Source organism: Litoribacillus peritrichatus (assembly GCF_039537985.1).
Lineage (GTDB): Bacteria > Pseudomonadota > Gammaproteobacteria > Pseudomonadales > Litoribrevibacteraceae > Litoribacillus > Litoribacillus peritrichatus.
Map to the genome: position 1 here is coordinate 797986 of NZ_BAABBN010000007.1, position 20708 is coordinate 818693.

At 44.7% G+C, this 20708-nt stretch carries 25 protein-coding genes; 18 read left to right on the top strand and 7 right to left on the bottom strand.

The window, feature by feature from the left end:
* The first annotated feature begins 134 nt into the window (after positions 1-134).
* The gene (locus ABD744_RS13245; protein WP_344798984.1) at positions 135-563 is read left to right on the top strand and encodes a hypothetical protein; all 429 of its coding nucleotides are present in this window, start codon (positions 135-137) and stop codon (positions 561-563) included.
* A 38-nt stretch (positions 564-601) separates the two neighbouring features.
* Here ABD744_RS13245 and ABD744_RS13250 read toward each other — a convergent pair whose 3' ends face one another.
* Positions 602-1114 carry a sugar O-acetyltransferase gene (locus tag ABD744_RS13250; RefSeq protein ID WP_344798985.1) on the bottom strand — a complete coding sequence of 171 codons (513 nt, stop codon included), beginning with the start codon at positions 1112-1114 and terminating at the stop codon, positions 602-604.
* Positions 1115-1328: 214 nt separating this feature from the next.
* On the opposite strand from ABD744_RS13250, the gene ABD744_RS13255 reads away from it, so the two are divergent.
* Complete coding sequence (locus tag ABD744_RS13255) at positions 1329-1724, top strand: hypothetical protein (protein ID WP_344798986.1); 396 nt, start codon at positions 1329-1331, stop codon at positions 1722-1724.
* A gap of 8 nt (positions 1725-1732) precedes the next feature.
* On the opposite strand, the gene ABD744_RS13260 is transcribed toward ABD744_RS13255, so the two are convergent.
* The gene (locus ABD744_RS13260; protein ID WP_344798987.1) at positions 1733-2479 is read right to left on the bottom strand and encodes a spermidine synthase; all 747 of its coding nucleotides are present in this window, start codon (positions 2477-2479) and stop codon (positions 1733-1735) included.
* A gap of 122 nt (positions 2480-2601) precedes the next feature.
* Between ABD744_RS13260 and ABD744_RS13265 the strand changes: the two genes are divergently transcribed.
* Positions 2602-2967 (top strand): DUF5329 family protein, encoded by a 366-nt coding sequence (locus ABD744_RS13265; protein ID WP_344798989.1) that lies wholly within the window; start codon positions 2602-2604, stop codon positions 2965-2967.
* A 21-nt stretch (positions 2968-2988) separates the two neighbouring features.
* Positions 2989-3480, top strand: coding sequence for a GNAT family N-acetyltransferase (locus ABD744_RS13270; RefSeq protein ID WP_344798990.1), 492 nt, complete (start codon positions 2989-2991; stop codon positions 3478-3480).
* Here ABD744_RS13270 and ABD744_RS13275 read toward each other — a convergent pair.
* The gene (locus ABD744_RS13275; RefSeq protein ID WP_344798991.1) at positions 3464-4309 is read right to left on the bottom strand and encodes an HDOD domain-containing protein; all 846 of its coding nucleotides are present in this window, start codon (positions 4307-4309) and stop codon (positions 3464-3466) included. The two genes, ABD744_RS13270 and ABD744_RS13275, sit on opposite strands and share 17 nt — an antisense overlap.
* Before the next feature lie 205 nt (positions 4310-4514).
* Here ABD744_RS13275 and ABD744_RS13280 point away from each other — a divergent pair, with 205 nt between their 5' ends.
* The gene (locus ABD744_RS13280; RefSeq protein WP_344798992.1) at positions 4515-5735 is read left to right on the top strand and encodes an EAL and HDOD domain-containing protein; all 1221 of its coding nucleotides are present in this window, start codon (positions 4515-4517) and stop codon (positions 5733-5735) included.
* 52 nt (positions 5736-5787) lie between these two features.
* On the opposite strand, the gene ABD744_RS13285 is transcribed toward ABD744_RS13280, so the two are convergent.
* Positions 5788-6693 carry a hypothetical protein gene (locus tag ABD744_RS13285; RefSeq protein WP_344798993.1) on the bottom strand — a complete coding sequence of 302 codons (906 nt, stop codon included), beginning with the start codon at positions 6691-6693 and terminating at the stop codon, positions 5788-5790.
* Positions 6694-6976: 283 nt separating this feature from the next.
* Positions 6977-7366: an MAPEG family protein gene (locus tag ABD744_RS13290; RefSeq protein ID WP_344798994.1), complete on the bottom strand. Its 390-nt coding sequence runs from the start codon at positions 7364-7366 to the stop codon at positions 6977-6979.
* A 167-nt stretch (positions 7367-7533) separates the two neighbouring features.
* On the opposite strand from ABD744_RS13290, the gene ABD744_RS13295 reads away from it, so the two are divergent.
* The 3 genes from ABD744_RS13295 (at position 7534) to ABD744_RS13305 (ending at position 9443) form a co-directional block, all read left to right on the top strand.
* Positions 7534-8643: a sterol desaturase family protein gene (locus ABD744_RS13295; protein WP_344798995.1), complete on the top strand. Its 1110-nt coding sequence runs from the start codon at positions 7534-7536 to the stop codon at positions 8641-8643.
* Positions 8644-8815: 172 nt separating this feature from the next.
* Entirely contained in the window at positions 8816-9025 is a 210-nt protein-coding gene (locus tag ABD744_RS13300; protein ID WP_344798996.1) for a DUF4177 domain-containing protein, read from the top strand.
* A gap of 22 nt (positions 9026-9047) precedes the next feature.
* A complete protein-coding gene (locus ABD744_RS13305; RefSeq protein ID WP_344798997.1) occupies positions 9048-9443 on the top strand; it encodes a TM2 domain-containing protein in 396 nt (131 codons plus the stop codon).
* 145 nt (positions 9444-9588) lie between these two features.
* Here ABD744_RS13305 and ABD744_RS13310 read toward each other — a convergent pair whose 3' ends face one another.
* Together ABD744_RS13310 and ABD744_RS13315 are read right to left on the bottom strand one after the other, a co-directional pair.
* On the bottom strand, positions 9589-10629 hold the full coding sequence (locus ABD744_RS13310) for a M48 family metallopeptidase (protein WP_344798998.1): 1041 nt from the start codon (positions 10627-10629) through the stop codon (positions 9589-9591).
* Positions 10630-10683: 54 nt separating this feature from the next.
* Positions 10684-10947 carry a hypothetical protein gene (locus ABD744_RS13315; protein ID WP_344798999.1) on the bottom strand — a complete coding sequence of 88 codons (264 nt, stop codon included), beginning with the start codon at positions 10945-10947 and terminating at the stop codon, positions 10684-10686.
* 143 nt (positions 10948-11090) lie between these two features.
* On the opposite strand from ABD744_RS13315, the gene ABD744_RS13320 reads away from it, so the two are divergent.
* The 10 genes from ABD744_RS13320 to ABD744_RS13365 all read left to right on the top strand — a co-directional run bounded on the left by ABD744_RS13320 (position 11091) and on the right by ABD744_RS13365 (position 20637).
* On the top strand, positions 11091-11735 hold the full coding sequence (locus ABD744_RS13320; RefSeq protein WP_344799000.1) for a hypothetical protein: 645 nt from the start codon (positions 11091-11093) through the stop codon (positions 11733-11735).
* A 4-nt stretch (positions 11736-11739) separates the two neighbouring features.
* Positions 11740-12426, top strand: coding sequence for a two-component system response regulator CreB (gene creB, locus ABD744_RS13325; protein WP_344799001.1), 687 nt, complete (start codon positions 11740-11742; stop codon positions 12424-12426).
* Entirely contained in the window at positions 12423-13844 is a 1422-nt protein-coding gene (creC, locus tag ABD744_RS13330) for a two-component system sensor histidine kinase CreC (RefSeq protein ID WP_344799002.1), read from the top strand. The genes creB and creC overlap by 4 nt, the downstream gene beginning before the upstream one ends.
* A gap of 106 nt (positions 13845-13950) precedes the next feature.
* On the top strand, positions 13951-15372 hold the full coding sequence (gene creD / locus ABD744_RS13335; RefSeq protein ID WP_344799003.1) for a cell envelope integrity protein CreD: 1422 nt from the start codon (positions 13951-13953) through the stop codon (positions 15370-15372).
* Positions 15372-15764, top strand: a complete 393-nt coding sequence (locus tag ABD744_RS13340; protein WP_344799004.1) for a VanZ family protein — start codon at positions 15372-15374, stop codon at positions 15762-15764. The genes creD and ABD744_RS13340 overlap by 1 nt, the downstream gene beginning before the upstream one ends.
* A 115-nt stretch (positions 15765-15879) precedes the next feature.
* Positions 15880-16350, top strand: a complete 471-nt coding sequence (locus ABD744_RS13345) for an MAPEG family protein (RefSeq protein ID WP_344799005.1) — start codon at positions 15880-15882, stop codon at positions 16348-16350.
* 110 nt (positions 16351-16460) lie between these two features.
* On the top strand, positions 16461-17288 hold the full coding sequence (locus ABD744_RS13350) for a hypothetical protein (RefSeq protein WP_344799008.1): 828 nt from the start codon (positions 16461-16463) through the stop codon (positions 17286-17288).
* 23 nt (positions 17289-17311) lie between these two features.
* The gene (locus tag ABD744_RS13355; protein WP_344799010.1) at positions 17312-17647 is read left to right on the top strand and encodes a Fis family transcriptional regulator; all 336 of its coding nucleotides are present in this window, start codon (positions 17312-17314) and stop codon (positions 17645-17647) included.
* Positions 17648-17671: 24 nt separating this feature from the next.
* Positions 17672-18379, top strand: a complete 708-nt coding sequence (locus ABD744_RS13360; RefSeq protein ID WP_344799011.1) for a pseudouridine synthase — start codon at positions 17672-17674, stop codon at positions 18377-18379.
* A gap of 176 nt (positions 18380-18555) precedes the next feature.
* On the top strand, positions 18556-20637 hold the full coding sequence (locus tag ABD744_RS13365; RefSeq protein WP_344799012.1) for a VIT and vWA domain-containing protein: 2082 nt from the start codon (positions 18556-18558) through the stop codon (positions 20635-20637).
* Positions 20638-20708: the final 71 nt, after the last annotated feature.

Consider the following 20708-nt stretch of genomic DNA (forward strand, 5'->3'; position numbering starts at 1 on the left):
GGTCTGAAGGATTCGATCTGAAGGATTCGGTCTGAGCGTTTTCACTTAAAGGAAGTACTTATTGATATTCGTAACAATAATCACCACTATGAGGCCACTAATAACTATAACGATCTATACAAAAGGACATTGAAGTGGAAACTAACCTGTATCTGATGCCGTTGGCGGCTTCGTTGTGTTTGTTAACGGCCTTGGTTCAAGCCTGGATATTAACAGCATATCGCTACCTAAAACTGAAGGTAATCAAACGTATCTTCCCAAACTATCGTGATTTAATACGTTCGCACGTGGATTACTTAATCATGTCGTCCATTATTTTTGCGATGTTTTTGATCGTAGAGCGGCTGCAAATAAACTTGCCGGGTATGATTCTGTGGTTAATTTTTATTGGTGCTTTATATAATCCATTCGGCTTTATTTTGCAGGCCATTAAGCCAGACATTGCCGAAGGTGGTTTCTTTAAAAAATTGGGTGTCAGCATTGGTTTCTTACCAACCACCATCGGCTTGGGGTACGCGACGGTGGCAGTGATGCTGGAAGCCTGGGGTCGAGTCGCGGCATAGCGGTTTGCGTGGTATTACCACCCGGTAATATAGTTAAGCTAGCCAATAAAGCGGGTATCGGCGGGAACGTCTTTGGTCACTACCGTGTTGGCGCCAATGATCGCATTCTTACCGATGGTGACGCCGGGTAAAATCTTTGCGCCACCGCCAATCCATACTCCATCGTTAATGAATACCGCCTTAGAGAAGCACTCTCCTGATTTTCTTCGGGCTGCGTCTCTGGGGTGATCTACAGTGTAAATGTGTACACCGGGGCCAAGCATGACGTCATCACCAATGGTGATGACGTTACTGTCCAATAATACACAGTTAAAGTTGGCGTAAAAATTTTCTCCAACACTGATATGCAGGCCATAATCGCATTGGAAGCCCGGTTCTATGGCGGTGCGACCGAAGGATCTAAATAATCGGGTAATGTGTTTCAGGTTGCCTTTACTTGGATGAGCATTGTATTTAGCGCAGGCTAAGCGTGCTTGTTCTCTGAGCTGTCGCAGTTCAGAATCCAGGCTATTGTAAGGCTGCCCGGCGAGCATTTTTTCATGTTCTGTCATCGTTCATCCTCACTGATGTATTCTGGCTGCGGCGTTATGAGACTCCTCAAGCTGAGGTGGTTTGCATACTAAGGTTCCGGTTCTGATAAATCCATTGTTTTTGGCCCGAAGGACTGGCTTATGGGACTAAAAACAGCTGTTTATTTTTTGACCTGTGAACTATAGTTTCACTGTGTGTGTCTTCTCTTTCGCATGGTCTATGAGGTTGTTGGTTGTGCGCATTTTAATCATTTGTTTGATGTTTCTTTCGATGAACCTGTTTGCCGAGCAACAGCCGTTGCCTCTCGATGGCAAAGCATATATTGGTTCAATCGGTTACAAAGGCTCCGATTTAATTTCAGAAAAAGACGACGTTTTGACCTTCAAAGATGGCAAGTTTTATTCGGCTACCTGCAAAGTTTGGGGCTTTGATGGCGGGCAATACTCGGTGGAGCAATCCGGCGATACCATTAAGTTTAAAGCACTGACAAGCAGCGAAGATCATGGCCAGATTGAGTGGGAAGGCACCATTTCCGGCGATGAAATCAATGCCACGCTGACCTGGACGAAAGAACGTTGGTGGTGGACCGATGCCCGGGAAGAGAAATGGTTTCGGGGCAATGTAAAATAGGCGCTTCTTTAGTTTAAGATTGTTAATCGGTTGATGTATTTATTCAAAGAAAAACCGGCTAATTTGGATAGACTTTTTTCTTTGGCTTCATCAATAATCGGTTTGCTAACATCTACCTCATTGCCGGCAAATATGACCCAGTTCCCGCCTCCGGCATTGCATAAATAGACATGATTAAAATGATCGAGCAAGGCTTGGACCAGGTGCTCTTCCAACTTGTGTTTGAGCCAGTAATTGAGTACCAGCCAGCCGCCTTGGTTCAGTTTTTGTTGACTGGTTTTGAGGAAGTTGATTGACAGTTGTTGGTGGTCGATGCCGTCTGCCGTATACATGTCAGCAATGATTAAATCGGACTTTTGTTGTTTGGTGTTGGATAAAAACTGAAACCCATCTTCAATGTGAACGGTAAGACGGTCGGTTTTAGGCATCTGGAAATAATCGTGGGCCACTTCTGCAACGCTTTTTCTGAGTTCTATTGCTTCGATGGTTGCCTTTGGTAACAGGTGTAATAAAGTGGTGATCAAACAACCTCCGCCCAATCCTACCACCGTAATTTTTGAGGGTTGATGCATCAGCAGCACCAGTAAAATAGCGCGGGTGTATTCGTGTTGGAGTAAGTGAGGTTGATGAGTGAGTTGGCAACTTTGTTCTACGTCGTTGCCGAACGTCATGTACCTGAGTTTACCTTCTTCCATGACCTGAATCGGGCCATACTCATCGTAAATACGATGGATTTCTTTTTTATAAAAGCTCATGGTACGAGTTCTTTTGGTCGGAGGGCGAAATTGGAAGTGAGACGTCAGTATAACAGTTCGTTGAAGTTTCTCGTTATATTTGACGTTTGGTGTCAAACTTAAGAGCAATTAAAAGGATTAACGTGAACTTTTTAAAATTAATACCATGGGCATCGCTCTTTTTGGCTTTTTCAGTGCAGTCAGCGCCGATATCCGCAACAACCGAGCAAGAAATTGCGCATTTACTTTTGTTTGTAACGTCCACCCCGTGCCAATATGAACGCAATGGTACATTGCATAACGGGGTTGAGGCGGTTGCTCATATTCAAAAGAAATACGATTACTTTAAAGATGACATCGAATCGGCTGAAGACTTCATTGAATATTCGGCGACAGAAAGCAAGATGAGCGGCAGAAAATACCAGGTGCATTGTGACGGTGCTGCAACGCAACTCAGTAGTGAATGGTTGTTGACTGAGTTACGACGTTACCGTCAAACAAGTGAATAAAGATTATTGGAAACGGATTAGATGATTACCATTACGGACGTGGTTTTCCCTGAGGACCTTGGCGCACTGCAAGAATTGATTCTTGAATACGTGGCTTGGTTGGCGATTGATCTTTCATATCAAAATTTTGACGAAGAAATGGCATCTTTAGAGGCCTTGTTTACACTCCCCAGTGGTTGTTACTTTTTTGCAAAACAAGGTGCAGACATTGCTGGAGGCGTCGGGTTTCGCACGATAGATACTGATACCGCTGAGGTAAAGCGGCTCTATGTGCGCCCCGAGTATCAGGGGTTGAAGATTGGTCGAGCTTTAATGGAGCACTTGTTGTTGCGCTTAGCCAAACTTGGCTATCGCAGGGTTGTACTTGATGCTGTACCTCCGACTCAGCGTGCTCAGGCTTTGTATTTGGGTATGGGATTTCAGGAAATAGCACCTTACTTTAATAATCCGACCCCAAATACCAGGTTTTATGGGTTGGATCTTTCCTCAATGGCTACTATTCCACTTCATTGAGGTCTTCTTCCATGTTTTTGTATTCGTCTTCATTGATGCCCAGGAAGGTGTAAATATCGTCTTTCACGAAGGCCCAATCTCGGGTATCGACGCCGTTTCTGGCATTTTCGGAAATATTCTCGGCTATTTTTAACACAGCAAACATCCAGCACAAACGGTTATCAGCATCCAGAGATGAGGCTTTATGAAGCAAGCTGGTTTCATGGTGGCGTAACACCAGATTACACAACTCTTTCGGGAGGCCCCAGGAGGTGGCGATGTAATAACCGACGACGGTGTGATTGGTTCGGTAGCTGTTTTCTTCCAAGTCAACTAAGGAAATCTCGTGGCGTTCATTGGCGGTTTTTAAAACCTCAACGTAATCATCAAACTTCATTGCCATGGCAGGTAAGCCACAATCATGAAATAAGCCGGCGATGTGTAAATCCTCAAGGGGAATGGTGGGGTTAACTCTCTTTCCAATAAACACCATGGCATTGGCGATGTTGGCGGAATGATCCCAAAAGCGCTCGAAGGAAATGCAGGCTTTGCCGTCCATGGATTTTCGTATTTCGTAAGCTGCAACGAGGTTCATTACACTGTTGATACCGAGCATGACGGTGGCTTGTTTGACGTCTGAAATGGAGCGTGCCATGCCATAAAACGGTGAGTTCAGGGTTTTAAGAATGGCGGCAGACAGGCCAACGTCCGAAGCTACGCAGCATGCAATTTCGGAAGGGTCGGCATTTTGGGATTTTGCCAGCAGTTGAATTTCTTCCAGTACGGCGGGTTTAGGAGGAATATGAAAGCCCTGTATTACGTGCTCAATAACGTTTTCGTTAATTTGCATTTGATAAAGTCCTTGATGTCCAGAGAATTTCAAATCAACTCTTAGACTTTAGATCTTTTTCTGCTTTTTGGTAGTTTCTTTCTGTGAGTGTGTGGATATTGTTTTTGGCAGTTTTTTTGGTTCGTATGAATGCTTTTTGAGTTTTGTGCTCTAGACTCAGCTATAGATTGTTTAGAAAATGCGCTTCGGCCAAAAGGATACAACAGTGGCACAAAAAACGATTCTCTTAGCCCGGCAACCTATCTGTAATGTGGATAAAGAAATTGTTGCTTACGAATTGCTGTTTCGTTACGAAGATGGCAGCGCACCCAGTAATTTGGACGGTGATCAGGCCACTTCTCAAGTGTTATTGAATGCATTTTGTGAGGGAGGAGTGACCAGTGTCACTGGCGGGAAACCTGCGTTTGTCAATTTTACAGAAAACCTACTGGAACAACTGCCTCCGTTTGACCCTGAGCGACTTTATATTGAGATACTGGAAGACATAAAAATCACCGATGATCTTGTTGAGAAGATCAAAGTCTTAAAAGAAAATCATTTTAAAATTGCCATCGATGATTTTGTCTGGGATGACAGTTACCGGCCTGTATTAGAGTATACCGATATTGTGAAGCTTGAGGTTCCGGCCATGAACCGACAACAGCTTCAAACCACCGTGAGAAACCTGAAACTGTACGATGTGTCTTTGCTGGCCGAAAAAGTCGAAACGCATGAGGAATTTGAGCAGTGTAAGGAACTGGGGTGTACTCTGTTTCAGGGGTATTTTTTGTTCAAACCTCAGATAGTCGAAGGTAAAAAGCTCTCCAGTGCCAAGTTGGCGGTGCTGAAGCTCATTGCGGATTTACAGGACCCGGAGGCTTCTGTAGCGGAAATCACAACTGCCATTAACCGAGATCCGGTGTTGAGCTTTAAGTTGTTAGCTTTGGTTAATTCAGCGGCGTTTCGACGACCTTGTGAAGTGAATAATATTTCAACGGCTGTTTCTCTGTTGGGCGTTAACCGCTTGAGAAGCTGGGCCAGTATGCTGGCGATGGGAAGTCTGGATGATAAACCCGAATCACTCCAATTGATTGCGTTGCAGCGTGCGGAGTTTTGTGACTTGATTGCTGAGGTCATTGCTCCGGCGAAACGAGATCAGTTTTATATGATCGGGTTGTTATCCAGTTTGGATTTGTTTTTTGATATTGAGTTGCCGACGCTGGTGAAAGAGTTACCGTTAGATGCAGACAGCAAACTGGCTTTGATTGAATACGCCGGAGACGCCGGTTTAGCGCTAAAAACAGCCAGGTTTTATGAAAGTTTTCGGTTGTCGGACGTGAACTGGAGTACGTTTCATGAGTTGGGAATGCGGCAGCAGGACCTGCACACCATGTATTTAAAAAGTAATGTGCAGGCCAATGCATTGTTGTCTCAGACGAACGAATAGCTCAGATGAACGAATAGCTCAGGCGAATGAATAGCTGAGGAGCATGCGTAACTCAGTCCAGAGAAACCCGGATGTCTTTCTCTCCGTCGTCCATCATCTGAAGGTGGGTGATTTCCTGTAGGTCATCGCAGTTTTTAATTTTGATGTAACGCAGTTTACTTTCAGGGTGCAACGTGATGGACTTGAGCGCATCGTAATCTTCTATGATCAGGTCACTAAGTTGGTTGTGTATTTCAAGATTGAGTGATTCTATGGTTTCACTGAACACCAGTTCCAGTCGCGATAACTTGGGGCACTCCGTTAGATTAAGAGACTCTGCATGATAAGCGCTGAGGCTTAACTCCAATAAACTTTGACACGAAAAATTCAGCTCGGTATCCAGTTCCTCTATTGATACACACAGGGATTGAAGTGTCTTGCTGTGTTGAAGATTAAAGCCTTCGATTTTCTCGACCACTTCATCAATGATGCTTAAACCGGTGAGTTTGGGCGTGAGCTTTAAATCCAGCCAGGGCAGGGACATCATGTTGCGGCGAGTGAAGTTTTTAACGGGAGAATCTTCACCGAACTCTATGCTGGAAAGCTGTTCGCACTCTTCGAGTTCCAGCACTCTTAGCTCAGACAGTGATGCTATGTCTAACCTGCTTAAATTTTCACACCAGCGTATGGTCAGGCTTCTCAGTGGGCATTGATCCCCAAATGAAATACCGTCCAACTCATTGCAGTCTGTGAGTTCCAGTTGGGTTAACCTTGTATTTTGAGAGAGGTCGAGCTGCTGGAAAGGGCTACAGGACAGCTCTAGCCGAGTGATATTAGGAAACAAGTCAGGTGTGGCTTCGCAACCGTTCAAGATTAATTTACGAACTTCAGACGCATAAGTCAGGCCTTCCGAAGTTATCAGCCGGTTTTTTTCCTGTTCGTTTAACAGCGTAATGTCCGATATCTTTAATTCACTCATGCTTCCATTAATATCCTTTTAATTCATATTGTTAGGCACTTTAGCAGATTGTTGGTTTCCTATCTATGTTGCCCTCACAGCGTTAAAATCAGGCTCAAAATGCTCATTTATAAACATAATACCCAAGGGGCACACTGATTCAGCGTTTTCGCCTGATTTTGCCTTGTTAGTCCTGCCTCGATTAAGAAACTCCAACAACCTGCTAGCGACATGATTTTGAGATTTAAAGGGATATTTTGTAATCCTTATTCGGCGCTGCTGTATGGGAGTTACTGTATGGGCGTTACTGTATCGCCAAGGCCATTAACCAAATGACACACACAATGCCGATTAACCACGCTAAACTGCGGAGCGCGTCGATGTTTTTCCAATAACAAACGGCGTGAGCAATACGCGCAGAAAGGTAAATCAGGCAAAGGGTATTGACTGTTTCTATCGGCGCTTCGGCCCATAAGGCGGTGAGCAGGCCCGCTGCAAAAAAAGGAAACGCTTCGATGCTGTTAATATGCGCCCCTAAGGCGCGTTTTCCGAAACCTTCAAGCGAAGACTGTTGATCGCGTGGATATTTGTTATCGTAGCCACCGTTGGACTTTGCCATTGCCCAGGCAACGGGTATTTTAGTCAAAATGGTTAAAAGTAAGGCAAATATAAGAGAACCTATAGCAATGGTCATGAGACCTCCTTTGCGTTTGAGGTAGGACTTTCGTTTAGTCGGTATTCCAAAGAGTGACGCCAGAAAGTGTAACCTTTGGCGTGACCGCCGTCTTTGTGAATTCGTGGCAATATCAGACGTAGAGAGTGCGATATTTTTTTGTAGTGTTAAATGGGATGTTTAGAATCATGTTAAAACGGATTTTTAAAACCAATGAACTTCAAATTGGTGAAGGCGTTATAAGTGGCTACATAGCTTGCTTTCTGGCTGTGTTGTGTTTTCTTGGCGTCATTGCTTTTCATTTTCCCGAATATCTGACGACGCCCGAACTTAGGCAAAGCTACGATGTGGCGACGCTCAGGGTGGTTATGTTCTACGCGTTGGTGGTGGCTGGCAGTCTGGGGCTTTTAAACTTTGTTCGTAATAAAAACAAACGCCTGGGTACTTTTGCCTGGGTGTTTGTGTTTCTCTCTATTGCCCTTGGCGGTCATAGAGTCGAGGTGGGCGACTTCCCGGATAATACCCCTTATATTGGTCTGGATTGGTTTATTCTGGATCTGTTAGGTTCCACTCTGATTTTTATTTTTATTGAGAAATTAATTCCTCATCGGGATCAGGCGATTTTCAGGCCGCACTGGAAGACCGATTTTAATCACTTTTTTGTGAATCATTTGTTGATTGGTTTTGCACTTTTGGTCGCGAACCAGTTTGTGAATAAAGGCTTTGGCTGGGCCGTCAATGAAGATACTCAGGCGTGGATTGCTTCTCTGCCCTTTGTTGTGCAGTTGTTTCTGATTTTATTAGCCGCTGATTTGGTGCAGTACGCTTGTCATCGTGTTTATCATGAAGTGCCTCTTTTCTGGCGTTTGCATGCAGTACATCATAGCGTCAAACACATGGATTGGTTGGCCGGATCACGCCAGCATATCATTGAGTTATTATTAACCCGCTCCCTGGTGCTGACTCCGATTTTTTTACTCGGCTTCGAGAAGTCGGTGATGGACGCTTATGTGGTGATTGTCGGCTTTCAGGCGGTGTTTAATCACGCCAATGTCAGAATTAACATCGGTTGGTTGCGGTATATCTTTGTGACCCCGCAATTTCATCATTGGCATCATGCGTCTGATGATGCTGCCATTGATAAAAACTACGCGGCCCATTTTTCGTTCATAGATTACATTTTTGGTACGGCGGTCAGAGGCCAAAAAGAGTGGCCTGAAGAATACGGTGTAAAAGGTGACTATGTCCCTGACGGCATGCTCAAACAACAATTATTCCCGTTTACTTATAAAGGCTGAGTTGGCCTGAATGGAATCAGCGGGCGATTCTAAGCCCTTTAACTGATTACCGTGAGCGGAATATTAGAAAATTAACTAAATGATTATGTTTACACAAAATAACTGGTTCCGCTTATCCAGCTTTGGTATCTTGGCTGCTCTTCAAAATGGATGATAATAGCAAGAGGTTATTATGTATAAGGAATACAAAGTAATTAACGTCATGGAAGGCGGTCTGGGTGCAATCTTTTTAGGTGCTTCAAGCATCCCGGTTAAGAAAATGGAAACCATGCTGAACAAAGAAGTTGCTGAAGGTTGGCAGGTTGTTTTTCAAATTGTAGAGCAAAAGCGTCTTCTTTTGTTCTGGAAGCGTGAAGCTGTGATCATCACGTTAGGTCGATAACCGATTAAGCGAAGCTCTTATTATGCTGAAAAAAGACATTGTCGAAGAGCAAGAAGAGCAGTTAAGGCGTCAGGTACGAGAGTTGTCCGACGAAGATCGGGCAACGTATTTTCGACTGTCGGAGAAATCCATTAAAGACCCTGACACCTACGCAACTCTGAACTACATTTTCATTGCCGGTTTGCACCACTTTTATTTAGGAAAGTGGGGTTTGGGGCTGATGAATATTTTAGTGTTTTGGGGTGGTGTTGCCTTGATTTGGTTTGGCCAAATTGAAATAGGCGTTGCGTTGCTGATCGGTATTTTTGCTTTTGAGCTGTATGAACTTTTTCGATCCCAAGTATTGGTTGCAGATTTCAACAATAAAGCGGGGCAAAAAGTTTTAAAAACGGTTCTCTCGGAACGAGAAAATCAATGAGCCTTTAGCAAAGGTTTCGAAGCATCTGCCCCGAAACATTTGTCTCGATACATTTGTCTCGATACATTTGTCTCAAAACATAGTTCTGTGAAACGTCGCCTTTTGGCGACGTTTTTATTTGTATTTTTTCTCTGTGCGCCGGGCACTATCCTTCCGGGTTCCTCTGTTGTTTCATTTCCTGGCTGGCCTGCTCGAATTTAGCGATTCTGTTTTCGGTCGGCGGATGGCTGGACCAATATCCCGAGCCACTGGCTTCAGGCTTATCTTCAGCGAGTTTGGTCATGATGGTGGCAAAGTTCTGAGGATCAATGCCCATGGCTTTCATCTGCTCTAATGAATAGTCATCGGCTTCGGCTTCCATGTTACGTGAATAGCCGGTATTTAAGAGCAAAGCAGGAATGGCAAAGACCAGCGCATTGAGGCTGGTCAAATCACCGGTCAGCACGACGACGCCGAGAATCATGGTCGATGTTCTTACGACCGACTGAAAGCTGTGACGAAGCTCTACGTGGGCAATTTCGTGAAGCATAATGGAAGTGATTTCATCATCACTTTCAGCCAGTTCAACCAATTCATCGGTAATCACCACATCCCCGGAAGGCAGCGCAAAAGCATTGGCCCCAATGTGCTCAGAGGCTCTGAAGTGAAGTTTATAAGCAAACTTGTCGCTGTCTTCAGGCAAAATGCTTTGAAACTTGTCTGTTAATTCTTGTTGTCTTTCTTCGGATAACTCACTGGGCTCAAAGTGATCTTCATCAAATTGTTTGAACGCTTGTTGACCATGTTCAATCAAAACTTCGGTCGGCACCATCATCGCCACTTTGTAGGATGCAGATGGAATGGCAAAACGAATCAGTAACCAGCTCAGTAAAAGAACGAGTATGAGCAAACCGATGCGGAGCAGGGGCAATTGCTGCAAGAAGCCGGGCGGGCCAGCCTGGCCGAATTCAGTAATTAACTGATCGACTTGGTCGTTGTTGTCGGTTTCAAACAAATCGCCATTAGGAAAGGTCAAAAATCGCGTGGAGTTGCCAATTCGATCCGAAATTTCCAGCTTCTGAAACAACACCGTTTTACCGGCTGGCTGTAATTCGAGTCTGGCATTCCCTTCGCTATCGACCTCTAGGTGGGTTGCTCGTTTTTTGGCCTTTTTTGCATCGAAATGCAATCCTTGAATACGTTCCATCGTAACCTTCTGTTTCGAAATTTAAGCCCTGGATGAATCTCAGGGCTAATAATATCAGAAGCCTGTTAGGGCCTTCTGTGCTTTTTCTAAATCCACAGCGTCAATTGCTTTTTCTTTGTCCACGGACTCGTTGGCTTTTTGAAGATCCACACCGTCTAAAGATACCGCTTCAACCAGTTTTTCACCGTCTACCGAGTCTTTCGCTTTCACTGTGTCTACTGAATTCGCAAGTTCTTCAAAGTCAACAGCGTATAAAGGTGTGGAAAGTGAAGCAAGGATGGCACTGATGGTAATGGTTTTCTTTATGTTGAGATTCATGTTGAGCTTCCTGTTTGAGAGTCTGATGACAGCGCTTTCATTATTTTGAGGTTGTAATGGAGTTCTTGCTGCCTGTATGTTTGGCGTTCAGGCGGAGTGATACTATCTTTGAGCTGCGAGCTAGTAAAGAACAGGAGTACTAAATGCCACGCTTTTATCGGTTTTTTTGCGCACTTTCTCTGGTCATATTGTTTGGTTGTTCAGAATCTGAGAACAGTTATGAGAAGAAGGCGCCGCCCATCTCGGACGAAACGGTAACCGGTGGTGAGGTTATTCACGGAGGAAAACTTGCTTCTCAACCTTTGAACCGTGCTGGGCAGGCTTTTGTGAATCAAACTGCCACTTATGGTTTCATGACGAAGAACTCAGTCACTCTGCCTTTTAAGGATAAGCTGACCGTTTGGGATAATGAACATAAAAAGCTGAAAGTATTTTTAAGTCCTGAGTCACTTTCTCAAGAGGAAATTGATCGGCTAACTAAAGGCGATGTGCCTTTTTTCGTATTCAGTGATAAAGCGTCTCCGAATCAACAAATTTGGCAATGGTTTCCCTTTGTGGTGATGGAGTTTCGGTTTAAGAACGATGAAGTAAATACCGATAACCTGACCAGCATTTACGTCATGGGGTATGGTTTGGAAGAACAGAATCATACCGATAACATCAACACCTATCAGGATGATCAAAATAGATTTGAAGTGCTGAGTTTTAAACAAAACGAGCTGAAAATCAGTTATCAGGGGGCAGGTGATATTATGGACAGTCAATACTCATGGAAGTTGGAGATTTAAGACGTTGAAGGCAAAGCACATATTGTTAATTGAAGATGAAGCCGGGATTGCAGATAACATCACCTACTCGTTGAAGGCGGAAGGCTTTCAAGTGACGTGGAAGGGGCTTGGTGCCGATGGGGTCAACGCCTGTGCGGATGACGTCATTGACTTGGTTATTTTGGATGTGGGATTGCCGGACATCAGTGGCTTTGAGGTGTGCAAGGAAATACGCAAAAACTCGGACGTACCCATTGTCTTTTTGACGGCCCGAGGTGATGAAATTGATCGGGTTGTGGGGCTGGAAATCGGTGGTGATGATTATGTGGTTAAGCCGTTTAGCCCGAGAGAGTTGGTTGCCCGTGTTAAAGTGATTCTTCGTCGCCAGCGTGACGATTTGGTTTCAGTAGCGCCCGCGAAATCTGCGTTTGTGATGGATGAACCCAAGCGACAAATACGTTATTGCAATCAATTGTTGGATTTGACCGGGTATGAGTTCGGCATTCTGAGTGTGTTATTGAAGCAACCTGAGCGTGTTTTTTCCCGAGAGCAATTAATGGATGCGGTGTGGTCTGCGCCGGAAGAAAGTTTTGACCGGGCGGTGGACACCCACATTAAAACACTGAGAGCCAAACTGAAAGCTGTGAATCCGGACGATAACTCCGTGGTGACTCATCGTGGCGTAGGCTACAGTTTGAAGGTTTCATCATGAGCCTGAACCTGAGGATCTTTTTTGCCTATTTCCTGATTGTCGGTATGGCATCGTATTTGTTATTGAACGTGTTTATGTCGGAGCTGCGTCCCGGCGTTCGCCAGTCCACAGAGGATACACTGGTGGACATGTCTAACGTCTTGGCGGAGTTAGTAGCAGACGAGCTTTTGTCGGGACAAATTCAACAACAGAACTTTTCTCAAAGCATTGATCGGTTTTTGGAGCGCTCTTATCGCGCTAAGATTTTCTCTGTGGATAAACCCACCAGTGCCATTCGAATTTACATTACTGACGTCAAAGGCATTGTTCAATACGACTCCGATCAAGTTGCTGTGGGCCAGGACTATTCTCGCTGGAATGATGTGTACTTAACGTTACGAGGCCAATATGGCGCGCGAAGCACCAAACTTGACCCGACGGATGAGTTGAGTACCGTGATGCATGTGGCAGCACCGATTAAAAACGGCAATGAAATTGTTGGGGTGCTTACGGTCGCGAAACCCAATCACTCGGTTCAGCCATTCATTGATTTGGCCAAAGATAAAATGAAACAACGTGGACTTTGGTTGTTGGTTCTTTCTCTGTTGCTGGGTGGTGCCTTATCTTTCTGGCTTACTCGATCGATCCGTAAACTGGCACGATACTCGGATCAAGTGGCCAGCGGACAACGGGCAACGGTTCCTAATGTGCGGGAGAGCGAGTTGGCCAAACTGGCGCAATCCATTGACAACATGCGTCGTCAGCTCGAAGGTAAAGATTACGTGGAAAAATACGTTCATGCTTTGACCCATGAGCTAAAGAGTCCGGTGTCCGTGATTCGTGGCGCCGCAGAGATTGTTCAGCCGAACATGCCCGCAGCTGATCTCACCCGGTTTATGAGTAACATTCAGCAGGAAGCAGAACGGATAGATGAAGTCATTAATCGTCTGTTGGAATTGGCGTCCGTGGAAAATAAAACCGAGTTGGAGAATATAGAAACGATAGCGCTTGGCCCATTAATGCAATCGTTATTAGAGAGTAAACAGATATTAATGAAAGGTAAGGCGCTGGCGCTTTGCTCTAAGCTTCCTGAGGATATCGTTGTTTCGGGGGATCGGTTTTTGTTGGCTCAAGCCTTGGATAATCTTTTACAAAATGCCATCGAATTCAGCCCGGAATCAGGCACAGTTCATGTGGCTGTGAGTCAAAAGGGCGATGTGGTTTCCATCACCATTACCGATCAAGGGCCTGGGATTCCTGAATACGCAACGGATAAAATTTTTGATCGGTTTTATTCGTTGGCCCGGCCAGGAACCCAAAAGAAAAGCTCCGGTTTAGGGTTATGTTTTGTGAAGCAAATTGCCGAGCTTCATCAGGGCGATGTTCAACTTGTCAACGACTCGAAAGGTGGCGCGGTAGCAACTTTCCGAATCCCCTAAAGCTTTTATATTCAGAAAGTCCTCACACAACCCACATATTCAGCCCATATAAGGTGTTTATTCTGATGTGAAATGCACATCTAAATAAACACCTTGGAGCTGAATTATGCAAAAAGTACTGGCCATTAAAGTTGCGGTAATCGGGTTGATTGCCCTTATCTTACTTATTCCGTTGGCGATGATTTCGGATAAGATCTTCGAACGTTCGAATTACTTATATGAAGCGAAAAACAGCGTCGCACGCAGCTGGACGGGCAGCCAACATGTGATGGGGCCATTGATTGTCATACCTTACCAAATCGAAAAAACTAAAGAAGTCTGGAACAAAGAAAAAACCGAAAAAACGACTAAGGTGACGCGCACGAACCGGAAAAAATATCTGTTGCCAGAACAGGTTCGAATGGATGCCAATATCGTTAATGACGTACGGTTCAAAGGCATCTACAAAGTGCCTGTTTATACCTCAAGGCTGAATGTTCAGGGGGAAGTGGATCGTGATGTTCTGAATAAACTGTTAAAAGAAATTGAAACCGAGGGCGAGAAAATTAATTACTTTAAGCCTTACCTGACGGCCACAGTATCAGACCCTAGAGGCATCAATAGCATTCCTAAACTGGATTGGATGGGGCAAGAACTGGCGTTTGAACCAGGCAGTAAACTGAACGCCAATAACAACGGTATTCATGCTTATTTACCTGAATTTCCATTACCGTCTGCAGATAAGAAAATTCAGACAAACATCCCGTTTCAATTTGAGCTGGAGCTTCGTGGCATGGAAGAAATCTCTTTTGTGCCTGTTGGTCAAGAGGCGATAGTATCAATGGATTCAGACTGGCCTCATCCAGAGTTTACCGGCTTGTTTTTACCTGCAAACCGCACCATCAGTGACTCCGGTTATCAGGCTGAATGGAAAATCACTTCCTTTGCCAGCAACATTGCCGACAAAGTGGAAGCTTGTCAGGACGGCAACTGTAATGACTTATTCTCCAGTGGCTTTGGGGTCAAACACATAGAAACTGTGGATGTTTACCTTCAGTCCGAGCGCTCGGTGAAATACGGTATTTTATTCATTGGTTTGAGTTTCATTGCTTTCTTTATTTTTGAGGTCATCCGTAAACTGCCCATTCATGCCATTCAATATACTCTGGTAGGCTTTGCCATTGCGGTGTTTTATTTGCTGTTGGTGTCTTTGTCGGAGCACTTGGATTTCGCGCTTTCGTATTTAATTGCCACCTTGTGTTGCGCAGGTTTGTTGTTGTTTTATCTGCGCTACGTGTTGCGAGGCTTCACTCAAGCGTTAATGTTCAGTGGGCTGTTGTTACTTTTGTACGGGGTATTGTATGTGATCATCAGTGCTGAAGACTTTGCGTTGTTGATGGGCGCGTTCTTAACGTTTGTTACCTTGACCATTGTGATGATCAGTACCCGAAACATTGATTGGTACGATGTGGGCGGGCGAGTGAATCCTTCAGTGCTTGTTGATCCTGTTACTGCTAATTCAAAGCCAACATCAGAGGCGCAAGATTAATGAAGTGGAAGTTGTTCGCAACGGCTTTCTTTGGCTTTATCTGCTGGGTAATCTACCTGGCAGATTCGGGAAAAGAGAATATTTTCTTAGTCATAGTTCATGCGATTCCCTACGGTGATAAAGTGGGCCATGCGGTGTTGTACGGGCTGTTGGCATTCTTGATGAATATGGCGTTCAACATGAAATCAATGCCTCCATTAAAAGTTAAGCCATTTCGAAATGTTATCTTGCCGATGGGCGCTGTTTTGGTCTTTTTGTTTGCTTTCTTGGAAGAATTGACCCAGATGTATTTTCCGAACCGTACCTTTGATGGTGGTGATTTAATTGCAGATTTTGTTGGTATAACACTTTTCAGTTGGTTTTCCGTAAAAGTCCACACGGCCCAGCCCTGACTTGTTGATGCATGAATCATTAATAGATGATGACTGAATATAAGTCGGAAAGAGCGATAAATTATCGTAAGGTAGTTTGTCGCTTTTTATATCGAATACCGTCAAGGAAAGACAAATGAATCCAATACTGAATGAACTCTTTTTAAACGATTCTCTTTTGAAATACTGGGTGATCAGTGCAGTAGTATTATTTTTAAAAATGAGTGCCAATTCCGTAATTCAAGGTTTCTACCGCATGAAGTACCAACGCTTTGTGAACCCTGAAGATGCCAAAGCCTTTGGTGCCTTGATCGGTAAATCGGTTGAAAATTATTCGGAAGATCATCCCATGGCCGTTCGCGCTGCCGGTTGCTGGCGAAACGACCTGGAAAACATTCCCATGTTTTTAATCTTAGGTTTGGGCTTTGTTTTGATGGGCGGCAATACGGCATGGGGGTTAATTTACTTTTCTGTATTCACTGTCAGTCGTGTGTTTCATACCGTATGTTTTATGTTGGCGTTACAGCCCTGGCGGAACATTGCTTATGACCTGGGCCTGATAACAGGGTTAGTGATGGCCCTGCACCTGTTAATAATGGTCTTTTAGATTCATCTGATTTATCCGATACCAGATGAACCTTCTTTTGAAACCAAGTAACATGCGCGCTTTTTTGAAGACGCCTATGGCGAATTTAATGACGTGCATTCGAGTAACTCATGGTTGAAGTGTTATTTATCTCAAAAATTTTGGTTTCCATTCTGGTGGTGGTCGGACTTTCGGCTATTGCTGAGCGAGTTAGCCCAAAGGTGGCGGGGATTTTGTCCGGCTATCCGTTAGGCACGGCGATTTCATTGTTTTTTATCGGCATTGAAAACGGTGTCGATTTCGCCACTCATGCCTCTGTGTTTACGTTATCCGGTTTGACGGCATCACTGACTTTAGTTTTTGGTTATTATCATGCGTCGCGGGTAACCGCTCATTTATCGCTGCCAGTCAGTGTATTTATATCGGTTCTTGCTTCCGTTTCTGTGTTTCTTTCCATCGGGTTTGGGCTAAGCAAATTGCCATTGGGGCTAATCTCGGGGTTTGTTTTGTGTGCGGTGGCCATTGTGGTATTTACCTTGTTATTCCGGCCCATTCAAAACACCTTAGTGACGGCCAAAGTTCGGTTTACCCGCTGGGTGTTGCTGGTTCGTTCTCTGGCTGCAGCGGGGATGGTATTGCTGATTACCGGCGTGGCTGAGTGGGCGGGTTCCAGTTTGGCGGGTATTTTGGCGGCGTTTCCAATCACTTTATTTCCGTTTTTGGTGATTATGCACCTGACTTATGGGGCTGCTCAGGCCCATACCGTTATTAAGAATTATCCATTAGGAATCGGTGCATTAATCACTTATGTGATTTCAGTTTCGTTTGCTTATCCTGCTTTGGGCATTGGCTTGGGAACGCTCGTTTCTTTTGGTTTTGCGACTTTGTATTTAATGGTGTTTTACTTCATTAATCAGCGCCTAAGAGATGTAAAATCGCTGAAAGTGAAGCGTTCTTAAAGCCCTAATTAGAATTATTAACTATGCGAAAGACCGACAAAAAAATCGATAATCAAATACGTAAAGCACTGACGGTTGTCTGTGAAATTGCTCTGGTGGAGGTCGAAGGCTTTCAATGGTTGACGCACTTGGTGAACTACGATCAGTTCCCCAAGAGCTTACGTGTGGTTTGCGTGTTTGATACCAAGGCGTCACTGCAACACGCGTTGGAGGCTGGTCGGGACCATTATTTGATAGAACTGATTCAGGAAGAATTAACCGCGCTGAATTTAGGCATTAAACCGGAGAATTTAGTGAGTTTTGATTCTGAAGAGGCATGTAAGCTGGAGCATGATGGTAAGTGGCAACACCGGCTTTAATCATTCAATCTCAATAGGCAAATCATGGAATCCAAACGCATTCGTTTAGACCGCTATTTAAGCGTTCAGTTGGGTATTAACAAGAAAGACGTTCGTCTGCTGTTGGCCCAACAACGCGTGCTGGTGAACGGTGAGATCGCTAATGATATTCAGTTGGTGATTGATGATTTTACTCATGTGACTTGTGATGACCAAGTATTGCAAAACAAACTCCCCTGCTATGTGATGATGAACAAGCCTGTAGGAGTTGTCAGTGCCACCAAAGACGACCAGCACAAAACCGTGATTGACCTTTTGGATCGTGCAGATAAACACGACTTGCACATCGTAGGCCGGTTGGACTTAAATTCATCGGGTTTATTGCTGCTCACCAACGATGGCCGCTGGTCTCGTACATTGATGTCGCCGGAACATAAAGTCCCTAAGTTGTATCGGGTAACCTTGGAAAACCCCATTTCTGAAGATTACATAGCTACCTTTGCCGAAGGCATGTACTTCCCCTTTGAAGACATCACGACTCGACCTGCCGGACTGAAGATCATCTCAGATCATGTTGCTGAAGTCAGTTTGGTAGAGGGTCGTTATCACCAGATCAAGCGTATGTTTGGCCGATTCAGAAACCCTGTCATTGGATTGCACCGAGTATCCATTGGTGGCTTGGCGTTGGATGAAGGTTTAGTGCCGGGAGAGAGTAGGGATTTGAGTGAGGATGAACTGCAACTGATCAACTGATGAGCAGACAACTGACAATTGAGTTGCTCTATATTTTAGGGTATCAAAAAATAATACTTCTGGTTCTTTTGCTCTCCACTTCTTCATGATTTGTTACTAATAATACTGCTTAGGTCTAATGTCACGTCTGTTCAATTAATTCTCTCAAACCTCTTAGGAAGAGAAAGGAGACAGGCATGAAAACCTTAATTCGGATGCTAAGTTCTGTAAGTGTTTATCTAGTAGCATCTTTCGTTACCGTTCAAACTGTATCGGCCGCCGGGCTGATGACCCCAAAATCTTCAAATTTAAATGCATTGAGCATCAAAGAGCATCACGTGAATGTGGTGATCGAAGATGGTTATGCGATCACCCGTGTGGATCAGGTGTTTTATAACTCGCACGACACCCATTTAGAGGCTGTTTATTCGTTCCCGGTACCCGAAAAAGCTTCGGTGGGTGAGTTCACCTATTGGATTGATGGCAAGCCCGTCACGGGTGAAGTGTTGGAGAAAAAGAAAGCCCGTGAAGTCTACGAGCAGGAAAAGGCGCAAGGTCGTGAAACCGCGCTGACTGAACAAGATGACTACAAAGCGTTTGAAAGCTCGGTCTATCCGGTTCGACCGAAACAGGATGTAAAGATACGTTTGGTTTATATCCAACCCGTTCATGTGGATCTTGGCATTGGCAGTTATGTTTATCCGCTGGAAGAAGGCGGAGTGGATGAAGAGAAATTGGCGTTTTGGAGTTATAACGACGCTGTGACCGAGGCTTTCAGTTTTAATGTTGATCTTCGTTCGTCTTATCCGGTGGATGGTGTGCGATTACCGAAGCATCCGCAAGCAGTGGTTACTCCTAAGCAAGGTCAAACCACAACGGTTCAGGAGTGGTCTATTGCTTTGGCAAATGGACAGTCCAATGTGGCAGAAGAGGGCGCAGCAACGGCGACCCAATCCGCTCAAAAGACTCAGGCAGTACAGAACTTGAATCAAGACATCGTGGTGTATTGGCGTCATCAACAAGGGTTACCGGGCACGATTGACATGATCACTCATAAAGAATCCAAAAATGGCCGGGGTACTTTTATGATGACAGTGACGCCGGGTGATGATTTATCGGCAATCAATCAAGGCAGAGACTGGGTGTTTGTGTTGGATCTATCCGGCTCCATGCAGGGCAAATATCAAAGCCTGATTGAGGGCGTTAAAAAAGGCTTGGCTAAGTTAAATCCGAATGATCGTTTTCGGGTGATCTTGTTTAATAATGCTTCTCGTGAGTTGACGCCTGGCTACATCAATGCCACGCCAGAGCATGTACTGAAATACACCCAACAACTGGAAAATACCCAACCTACGGGTGGTACGAATTTATACGCAGGGCTTGAGAATGGTATCCGGGGGTTAGATTCAGATCGTGCCAGTGCCATTATTCTGGTGACGGACGGTGTCGCTAATGTGGGGATTACCGAGAAGAAGCAATTCTTAAAATTATTGGAAAGATACGATGTTCGTTTGTTTACTTTTGTGATGGGCAACAGTGCGAACCGACCTTTGCTCGATGGCATGACCAAGGTTTCCAATGGCTTTGCCATGAGTGTTTCAAACAGCGACGACATCGTCGGTAAGTTGTTATTAGCGACGGATAAGCTGACGCACGAAGCCTTCCACGATATTGATGTAAAGGTAGATGGCGTGAAGGTGAAAGACATGACGCCGGATCGTATCGGTTCTCTGTATCGTGGTCAGCAGTTGATCGTGTTTGGTCACTACTGGGGGGATGGCGAAGCGGAGGTTACGATCAGTGGTAAGGTATCGGGACAAAAGAAAAGCTATCAAACCACATTTGATTTTCCCGAGACCAGTACGTTGAATCCGGAAGTGGAGCGCTTGTGGGCCTTTGCAACCATTGAAGACCTTCAGAATAAGATTGATTACTTGGGTGAAGACGCAGACAGCAAACAAGCCATTGTCGATTTGGCCAAGGAATATGGTTTGGTAACACCTTATACCTCAATGGTGATTGTTCGTGAGGAAGTTTTTGCACAACATAATATTGAGCGTAATAACGCGAAACGAGTGGCTCAAGAGCATCAGGCTCAGCAACAACGTGCCGCAAGTGGTGTGAGAAGTAACCGCGTGGATACAGCCAAACCTGCTTTTCAAACGACTCGTTCTTATCCCGGTTCGAGTGGAGGTTCAGGTGGCGGTGCATTTGGGCCTGTGTTGATCTTGATTCTTGGCGTCTTATTCTTGGTCAGAAGAAAAACAAAAGTTGAATGATTTAAGTTATAAGCAAGTGAACGGGGGCTTCTAATGAAGCCCCCGTTTTTATCGATGCAGTGATTGATTCA

What these genes read in the sequence shown, in the direction of transcription:
- ABD744_RS13250 (WP_344798985.1), bottom strand. Translation starts at nt 1,114, where the DNA reads ATGACAGAACATGAAAAAATGCTCGCCGGGCAGCCTTACAATAGCCTG.
- ABD744_RS13260 (WP_344798987.1), bottom strand. Translation starts at nt 2,479, where the DNA reads ATGAGCTTTTATAAAAAAGAAATCCATCGTATTTACGATGAGTATGGC.
- ABD744_RS13270 (WP_344798990.1), top strand. Translation starts at nt 2,989, where the DNA reads ATGATTACCATTACGGACGTGGTTTTCCCTGAGGACCTTGGCGCACTG.
- ABD744_RS13275 (WP_344798991.1), bottom strand. Translation starts at nt 4,309, where the DNA reads ATGCAAATTAACGAAAACGTTATTGAGCACGTAATACAGGGCTTTCAT.
- ABD744_RS13285 (WP_344798993.1), bottom strand. Translation starts at nt 6,693, where the DNA reads ATGAGTGAATTAAAGATATCGGACATTACGCTGTTAAACGAACAGGAA.
- ABD744_RS13290 (WP_344798994.1), bottom strand. Translation starts at nt 7,366, where the DNA reads ATGACCATTGCTATAGGTTCTCTTATATTTGCCTTACTTTTAACCATT.
- ABD744_RS13295 (WP_344798995.1), top strand. Translation starts at nt 7,534, where the DNA reads ATGTTAAAACGGATTTTTAAAACCAATGAACTTCAAATTGGTGAAGGC.
- ABD744_RS13300 (WP_344798996.1), top strand. Translation starts at nt 8,816, where the DNA reads ATGTATAAGGAATACAAAGTAATTAACGTCATGGAAGGCGGTCTGGGT.
- ABD744_RS13305 (WP_344798997.1), top strand. Translation starts at nt 9,048, where the DNA reads ATGCTGAAAAAAGACATTGTCGAAGAGCAAGAAGAGCAGTTAAGGCGT.
- ABD744_RS13310 (WP_344798998.1), bottom strand. Translation starts at nt 10,629, where the DNA reads ATGGAACGTATTCAAGGATTGCATTTCGATGCAAAAAAGGCCAAAAAA.
- ABD744_RS13315 (WP_344798999.1), bottom strand. Translation starts at nt 10,947, where the DNA reads ATGAATCTCAACATAAAGAAAACCATTACCATCAGTGCCATCCTTGCT.
- ABD744_RS13320 (WP_344799000.1), top strand. Translation starts at nt 11,091, where the DNA reads ATGCCACGCTTTTATCGGTTTTTTTGCGCACTTTCTCTGGTCATATTG.
- creC (WP_344799002.1), top strand. Translation starts at nt 12,423, where the DNA reads ATGAGCCTGAACCTGAGGATCTTTTTTGCCTATTTCCTGATTGTCGGT.
- creD (WP_344799003.1), top strand. Translation starts at nt 13,951, where the DNA reads ATGCAAAAAGTACTGGCCATTAAAGTTGCGGTAATCGGGTTGATTGCC.
- ABD744_RS13340 (WP_344799004.1), top strand. Translation starts at nt 15,372, where the DNA reads ATGAAGTGGAAGTTGTTCGCAACGGCTTTCTTTGGCTTTATCTGCTGG.
- ABD744_RS13345 (WP_344799005.1), top strand. Translation starts at nt 15,880, where the DNA reads ATGAATCCAATACTGAATGAACTCTTTTTAAACGATTCTCTTTTGAAA.
- ABD744_RS13350 (WP_344799008.1), top strand. Translation starts at nt 16,461, where the DNA reads ATGGTTGAAGTGTTATTTATCTCAAAAATTTTGGTTTCCATTCTGGTG.
- ABD744_RS13355 (WP_344799010.1), top strand. Translation starts at nt 17,312, where the DNA reads ATGCGAAAGACCGACAAAAAAATCGATAATCAAATACGTAAAGCACTG.
- ABD744_RS13360 (WP_344799011.1), top strand. Translation starts at nt 17,672, where the DNA reads ATGGAATCCAAACGCATTCGTTTAGACCGCTATTTAAGCGTTCAGTTG.
- ABD744_RS13365 (WP_344799012.1), top strand. Translation starts at nt 18,556, where the DNA reads ATGAAAACCTTAATTCGGATGCTAAGTTCTGTAAGTGTTTATCTAGTA.